General features: G+C 67.3%; 11 protein-coding genes. All 11 read left to right on the top strand.

Features of this window, described 5'->3' with window-relative positions; translation table 11 throughout:
- Nucleotides 1-48: 48 nt before the first annotated feature.
- Complete coding sequence (locus tag AX737_RS25180) at nt 49-396, top strand: hypothetical protein (RefSeq protein ID WP_066926176.1); 348 nt, start codon at nt 49-51, stop codon at nt 394-396.
- Between the two features lie 36 nt (nt 397-432).
- Nucleotides 433-1,131 carry a TIGR02594 family protein gene (locus AX737_RS25185; RefSeq protein ID WP_066926179.1) on the top strand — a complete coding sequence of 233 codons (699 nt, stop codon included), beginning with the start codon at nt 433-435 and terminating at the stop codon, nt 1,129-1,131.
- Nucleotides 1,128-1,274 (top strand): hypothetical protein, encoded by a 147-nt coding sequence (locus AX737_RS33630; RefSeq protein ID WP_156453952.1) that lies wholly within the window; start codon nt 1,128-1,130, stop codon nt 1,272-1,274. Before AX737_RS25185 ends, AX737_RS33630 begins: the two co-directional genes overlap by 4 nt.
- A 64-nt stretch (nt 1,275-1,338) precedes the next feature.
- The gene (locus tag AX737_RS25190; protein ID WP_066926181.1) at nt 1,339-1,878 is read left to right on the top strand and encodes a hypothetical protein; all 540 of its coding nucleotides are present in this window, start codon (nt 1,339-1,341) and stop codon (nt 1,876-1,878) included.
- Nucleotides 1,875-2,096 carry a peptidoglycan-binding protein gene (locus AX737_RS25195; RefSeq protein ID WP_066926184.1) on the top strand — a complete coding sequence of 74 codons (222 nt, stop codon included), beginning with the start codon at nt 1,875-1,877 and terminating at the stop codon, nt 2,094-2,096. Before AX737_RS25190 ends, AX737_RS25195 begins: the two co-directional genes overlap by 4 nt.
- 2 nt (nt 2,097-2,098) lie before the next feature.
- Entirely contained in the window at nt 2,099-2,314 is a 216-nt protein-coding gene (locus AX737_RS25200) for a hypothetical protein (RefSeq protein ID WP_066926189.1), read from the top strand.
- A 28-nt stretch (nt 2,315-2,342) separates the two neighbouring features.
- The gene (locus AX737_RS25205; RefSeq protein WP_156453953.1) at nt 2,343-2,651 is read left to right on the top strand and encodes a hypothetical protein; all 309 of its coding nucleotides are present in this window, start codon (nt 2,343-2,345) and stop codon (nt 2,649-2,651) included.
- On the top strand, nt 2,648-3,211 hold the full coding sequence (locus AX737_RS25210) for a hypothetical protein (RefSeq protein ID WP_066926195.1): 564 nt from the start codon (nt 2,648-2,650) through the stop codon (nt 3,209-3,211). Before AX737_RS25205 ends, AX737_RS25210 begins: the two co-directional genes overlap by 4 nt.
- 276 nt (nt 3,212-3,487) lie before the next feature.
- The gene (locus AX737_RS25215) at nt 3,488-3,736 is read left to right on the top strand and encodes a hypothetical protein (protein WP_066926197.1); all 249 of its coding nucleotides are present in this window, start codon (nt 3,488-3,490) and stop codon (nt 3,734-3,736) included.
- A gap of 514 nt (nt 3,737-4,250) precedes the next feature.
- Nucleotides 4,251-4,505 (top strand): hypothetical protein, encoded by a 255-nt coding sequence (locus AX737_RS25220; RefSeq protein WP_066926200.1) that lies wholly within the window; start codon nt 4,251-4,253, stop codon nt 4,503-4,505.
- Between the two features lie 225 nt (nt 4,506-4,730).
- A complete protein-coding gene (locus AX737_RS25225; protein ID WP_066926203.1) occupies nt 4,731-4,946 on the top strand; it encodes a transcriptional regulator in 216 nt (71 codons plus the stop codon).
- The last annotated feature ends 177 nt before the right edge of the window (nt 4,947-5,123 follow it).

Here is a 5,123-nt window from a genome sequence, read left to right on the forward strand (position 1 = left end):
CCGAGATCGCGTTCGAGCCCGACGATTACGTGGTGAAGGCGGCCTGACATGGCCGCGCGCCGTCCGCTCTGCCGGATCGGCGGCCGCAACGTCGAGCTGCCGGCCGGCGACACGGTCTCCGGTCCGAACGCCCTTTTCACGGGCGTGGCGACGCTGCCCGCCCTGACGCTCCTCCTCGCCGCCTCGACCACGACCTTCACCGTTGTGCCGGCGGTCACGGGCGACGCCCTCCTCGCGGGCGAGCCGATCACCGTCACCCCGGCCGCCGACATCCCCGCCGGCCTCAACATCGCCTGGGCCCGGGTCGTCGCGACCAACCAAGTACGCATCGGCCTGACGGCCAACGTCGCCCTGGCCCTCTCCACCATGGCGTTCAGCGTCGTCGCCACGCGCTGAGCGGCGCCTGCCTCACACCACCACAAGGAATCAATCATGGACGTCGCTGAGATCCAGCGCGCTCTGATCGCGCGCGGCTATGACCTGGGCGCGTCTGGTGCCGATGGCGATGCTGGCCCGAGGACCATCGCGGCCGTGATGGCGTTCCAGCGCTCGGCCGGGCTCGTGGCTGACGGCATCGCCGGACCTCTCACGGTGAAAGCCCTTCAGGGCGCTGACGTGAGCGAGCGCCGGTCCGAGCCAGAGCAGCCCGCGTGGCTGACCCTGGCGAGCCAGGACCTCGGCATCGTCGAGGGCATCGGCAAGGCGAACAACCCGAAGGTGGTCGCCTACTTCAAGGACGCCGGCTTCGCGGGCGTGAAGGACGACGCGACCGCGTGGTGTGCCGCCTTCGCCAACGCGATGCTGGAGCGGGCCGGCCGGCGCGGCTCGCGCAGCCTCGCCGCCCGCTCGTTCGAGGGCTGGGGCGTCGGCCTGAAGGACCCGGCGCTGGGCTGCATCGCCACCAAGAAGCGGGGCAACTCGTCCTGGCAGGGCCACGTCGGGTTCGTCGTCGGCGCCAACAAGGACCAGATCTTCCTTCTCGGCGGCAACCAGGGCGACAAGGTCTCGGTCGCAGCGTTCAAGCGGTCCGAGTTCACCGCGTTCCGCTGGCCGTCCGATGTGCCGCTGCCGGTCGCCTCGAAGCTGCCGACGTCGATCGCGGGGGCGCGCTCCGGCGTGAGCGAGGCGTGACCGACGACCGCCGCCCCATCTTCCCGCCGGCCCCGCGCCGGACGAGCGAGCCGCCGCCCCTGCCGCCGGTCCGCTATCCGCCGAACCCGTCCCCATGGGCGCGGCTCGGCCTCTGGCTCTTCGACCGCCTCACCCGGCGGTGACCTGAGATCCCGACGCCGGCCGGGCTGAGCCGCGCAACCCTCCACCACAACCGAAAGACCCGACATGACCCGCAAGGTTCTCCTCGCGGCGCTGGCGCTCGCCTGTGCCGTCTTCTGTATCGGCTTCCCGGTGGCTGCCTTCGCCGCCGAGGTCGCCACCGTCGGCGACACCGCCGTGATCGTGCCGTGGGGGCAGTGGGTGGTCGCCATCGCCCAGACTGTCACCGAGATCCTCGTGCCGATCCTGGTGGCAGGGATCGGCACCATCCTCGCCAAGCTGTTCCCGCCCGCGCGGATGCTGCTCACCGACGCGTTGGTCGAATCGACCCTCCGGAAGTGGCTCGCTTTCGGCCTGAACGAGGTGGCCGGCGCTGCCCGGGACAAGACCCTCAGCTTCAACGTCGGCTCCGCGGTGGTGGCGGCCGCGCTGTCCAGGGCGACCGATCGGGCCAGCGTGAACGCGATCAGCGCGTGGGTGCTGAAGCAGGCCGGAGGCGAGGCCGAGGTGGCGAAGAAGCTGACGCGGATGCTCAGCCTCGAGCCGGACGCGATCGGCAGCGAGGTGGCCGGCGCCGCGGCCGCGCAGGTTGGTGCACGGACGTGACCCTCCCGTGGTGGGCCACAGCCGTCCTGACGCTGATCGCCAAGATCTTCAACCAGTGGCTCGCCAACAAGCGGGCCGAGGTCGCCATGCGCGATCTCGGCGCCGCGACCGCGCGGGTCGACGGCCTCCGCAAGGCCGAGCGTCAGGAACAGAAAGCACGAGCCGCGGGTGCCGCCGCGGCCGAGGCGCAGGACGATCCACGCGATCTGAGAGACTGACCATGGACGGATGCACCATCTCCGGCCTCGCCTTCATCGTTATTCAGGCGACGATCCACTGCCCGCAGCCGGCGGTGCCTGACGCCGCTCGCTTCTGCCAGACCGTCGAGGCCCCGATCCGCTACAGCCGGACCGACACAGCCGAGACGCGCGCGCAGCTGCGCAGCCTGAACGCGAAGTGGCGGGCCGTATGCGCGCCCGAGACTGCGGGGCGCTGATCAGCCGGCCCAGCAAGACCTCAACAACATGAGCGGGAACGCGATGCCGACGCTGCCGGAGGAATCCACCGACACGCCCGTCCTGTCCGGGCAGGGCGACATCAAGAGCGACGTGCGGCTGCTCGCCTATCAGGTCGCACAGCTCGACAAGAAGCTGGATCGGTTCTTCGAGGAGGTGAAGAACAACTATGCGAGCAAGGCCGACCTGAAGAACGTCAAGGACGACGTCGACAAGCTCAACAACAACATCGGCTGGCTGGTGAAGATCATCATCGGCGCCGTCGTGGTGGCGCTGCTCGGCCTCGTCATCGTGAAGGGAGGCGTGTCCCCGCGATGATCAAGCACGTACCCGTTCCCGAACCCCTCAAGCCCAAGCCCGAGGACGTCGACCTGTACGCACGCGCACTCGCCCTGTCGCACGCCCCGCGCCAGACCCCTCTCTACGAGCGTCTGCTGAACTGGGTCTACTGGGGCATGATCCTGGCGGCCCTGATCTGGGTGGCCAGCATGGTCCTCGATCGCGAGCCTCCGGTGAGGCAGATCTCGCGGGAGATCGTGAACCCCGACAAGCAGGTCCGGCCGGGCGAGCGCCTGCTGATCCAGGGCTCGCGCGTGCGGGTCCGCCAGTGCGAGCTCACCCGGCGCTGGTGGATCATCGACGGCATGGGGCGGCGCCTCGACTTCGAGCCGGAGCGCTTCGACGCCTACGGCGAGGTCGGTTCGGAGACCGAGATCATCGGGCCCTTCGTGCCGCTCGACGCGATGCCCGGCCGCGGGCGGATCCTCGGCGTGCTGGCCTACGACTGCAACCCGCTGCAGCGCGCGCTTGGCTGGTCGATCGTGGTGATGCTGCCGGCGCTGGAGTTCGAGATCCTGCCGCGGGAGCGGGCGCCATGAACTGCCCGGCGCCCGATCAGGACCTCACCGCCGTCATCGCTGTGATCTGCCTGCTGGCCGGGCTGATCATCGGCGGGGCGGTCGCCGCGCGCGGGCCGCCGGGATGACGCGCGAGGCCCGCACAAGCTTCGAGCGCCATCAGCGCCAAGCCTAGAGTACGACTTCAGCCCGCCCGGTTCGCCGCGGTGGGCTTTCTCGTGCCGGAGTCTCGCCGGGCCGAACCCACCCAGGGTCATCGCGTTGGTGCCGTACGACCCAACACCTGACGAGTTTCGGATGCCGCTCTACACAGTCGACACCGATGACGCTGGCGATTTCGTGCCGGGGGACGCAGAGGCCGGCTTCGACTGTCCGAGGAAAGCTAGGACGGAAGCGCACCGGGTCCTTGGCTCCATGACGCACTGCGCACTGCCGGACGGTGAGCATCGCGTGCTGCGGGCCATCGTTCGTGATGAAACCGGGCAAGAGATCTACGTGGCGACTGTGACGTTCGCGGGGGAGTGGAAAATTCCGCTTGCCACGTGATCGCCACTCCCGGCGCAATTTATTTTATGTTGTGATTTGCGTTGCTGAGGCGCATTACTTATCGTCCTCTATTCGTGAGCGTCGATGATGATCAAGAAGATTGTGCGCTTCACGATATCGGCCGCATCGACTTTGGGGCCGCGCGAAGCATTTCGACTCAACGCCGGTAGCGCCGTGGTGCTGGGGGACAGGTGGGCTACTGAAGGCTGCTGGGATATACGCATCACTGACCCAGGCGGCTTAGAACAAGATCTGCCAAACTTCCGGCAGAACTTGCCCATGCTCCGACGTATCGCTCGACGGCTAAAACTCTCGTAGGTCTCGCGCTCAGCCCGCCCGGCTCAGCGCCGCGGTGGGCATTTATTGAATATTCTGTCGTTCTCACGCCCCGTGCGGCACTTCGTTTGTGGCGGAGTATCAAGTCTGTTACGCTTCGCCATCGTCGGCCACGGTATCGGGCGCCGGCGGCTGAGAGAGACGCGCGCTCCCGCCTTGCTACAGCCGGGAGCAACGCATGCCTCGCTATCATTTCAACGTCTATGACGGTGTGACCCTGCTCGACAAAAAGGGGGTCGAGCTGCCGGACACCAAGTTCGCGCGGCGAGAGGCTGTTCGTTATGCGGGCGTGCTTCTTGAGGAAGGGGCGAGGCTAGAGAGCCTTGGTCCGGAATGGCGAATGGAAGTGACGGACACGACAGGACTCATTCTATTCAGGCTGGATTTCTTTGTGACGCCCTCTCCGGTCATGAAACCGTTGGATATACCGTGAGAGCCGCCTTAATATTCAGGAAGTTTGCTTTATCCAACCGCCTCAACACGGCATCCAAGACAGCTTCATCCTCGCCGGCGCCCGGCGCCTAGGCTGACCGACCTCGGCGCGCTTCTGGGTAACCCAAGGCGCACCCTCCCGGATCTTTGGCACTGCCGCGAGTTGCCGGATCACGGCGCCCAGCCCTGCTGAAACTTTCCGCGCTGGGCGTCCGTACCGGGGGGCATGACAGATCAGCCCTCCATCAACACCCTTGCCAGCACCCTGCGCCGCGCTCGTGAGCGCCTCGCTCTGGATCAGGACAGCCTGGCTCAGCTGGCCAATGTTCCCCTAGCTACGATCGAACAAACCGAACTCGGCGAGTTGACCAAGCTCGATGCCGTGTCGGCCGAGAGGCTAGCCGGGACGCTCGGAATCAAGACCGAGGAATTGCTGAGGTAGGTCGGTGCGTCGTAGTCCGAGCGCCTGATCGGGGTCAGCTCCGCAGCCATCCTGGCGGGTTCGGCCGCATATAGGGCTTGCCGGTGCGCTCACTCCATGCCCGCGCTCGCTCCACGGCATCAAGGAGCGCGCCGATCGCCTCCTCGCGGGTCTGCGCCTCGCCGTACACCTTGCCGA

It is taken from the genome of Methylobacterium sp. CCH5-D2 (assembly GCF_001556475.1).
GTDB lineage: Bacteria > Pseudomonadota > Alphaproteobacteria > Rhizobiales > Beijerinckiaceae > Methylobacterium > Methylobacterium hispanicum.

Excerpts from the sequence above, each read along its gene's own strand:
- AX737_RS25215 (WP_066926197.1), top strand. The coding sequence starts at position 3,488 with ATGCCGCTCTACACAGTCGACACCGATGACGCTGGCGATTTCGTGCCG.
- AX737_RS25210 (WP_066926195.1), top strand. The coding sequence starts at position 2,648 with ATGATCAAGCACGTACCCGTTCCCGAACCCCTCAAGCCCAAGCCCGAG.
- AX737_RS25180 (WP_066926176.1), top strand. The coding sequence starts at position 49 with ATGGCCGCGCGCCGTCCGCTCTGCCGGATCGGCGGCCGCAACGTCGAG.
- AX737_RS25205 (WP_156453953.1), top strand. The coding sequence starts at position 2,343 with ATGAGCGGGAACGCGATGCCGACGCTGCCGGAGGAATCCACCGACACG.
- AX737_RS25200 (WP_066926189.1), top strand. The coding sequence starts at position 2,099 with ATGGACGGATGCACCATCTCCGGCCTCGCCTTCATCGTTATTCAGGCG.
- AX737_RS25190 (WP_066926181.1), top strand. The coding sequence starts at position 1,339 with ATGACCCGCAAGGTTCTCCTCGCGGCGCTGGCGCTCGCCTGTGCCGTC.
- AX737_RS25225 (WP_066926203.1), top strand. The coding sequence starts at position 4,731 with ATGACAGATCAGCCCTCCATCAACACCCTTGCCAGCACCCTGCGCCGC.
- AX737_RS25220 (WP_066926200.1), top strand. The coding sequence starts at position 4,251 with ATGCCTCGCTATCATTTCAACGTCTATGACGGTGTGACCCTGCTCGAC.
- AX737_RS25185 (WP_066926179.1), top strand. The coding sequence starts at position 433 with ATGGACGTCGCTGAGATCCAGCGCGCTCTGATCGCGCGCGGCTATGAC.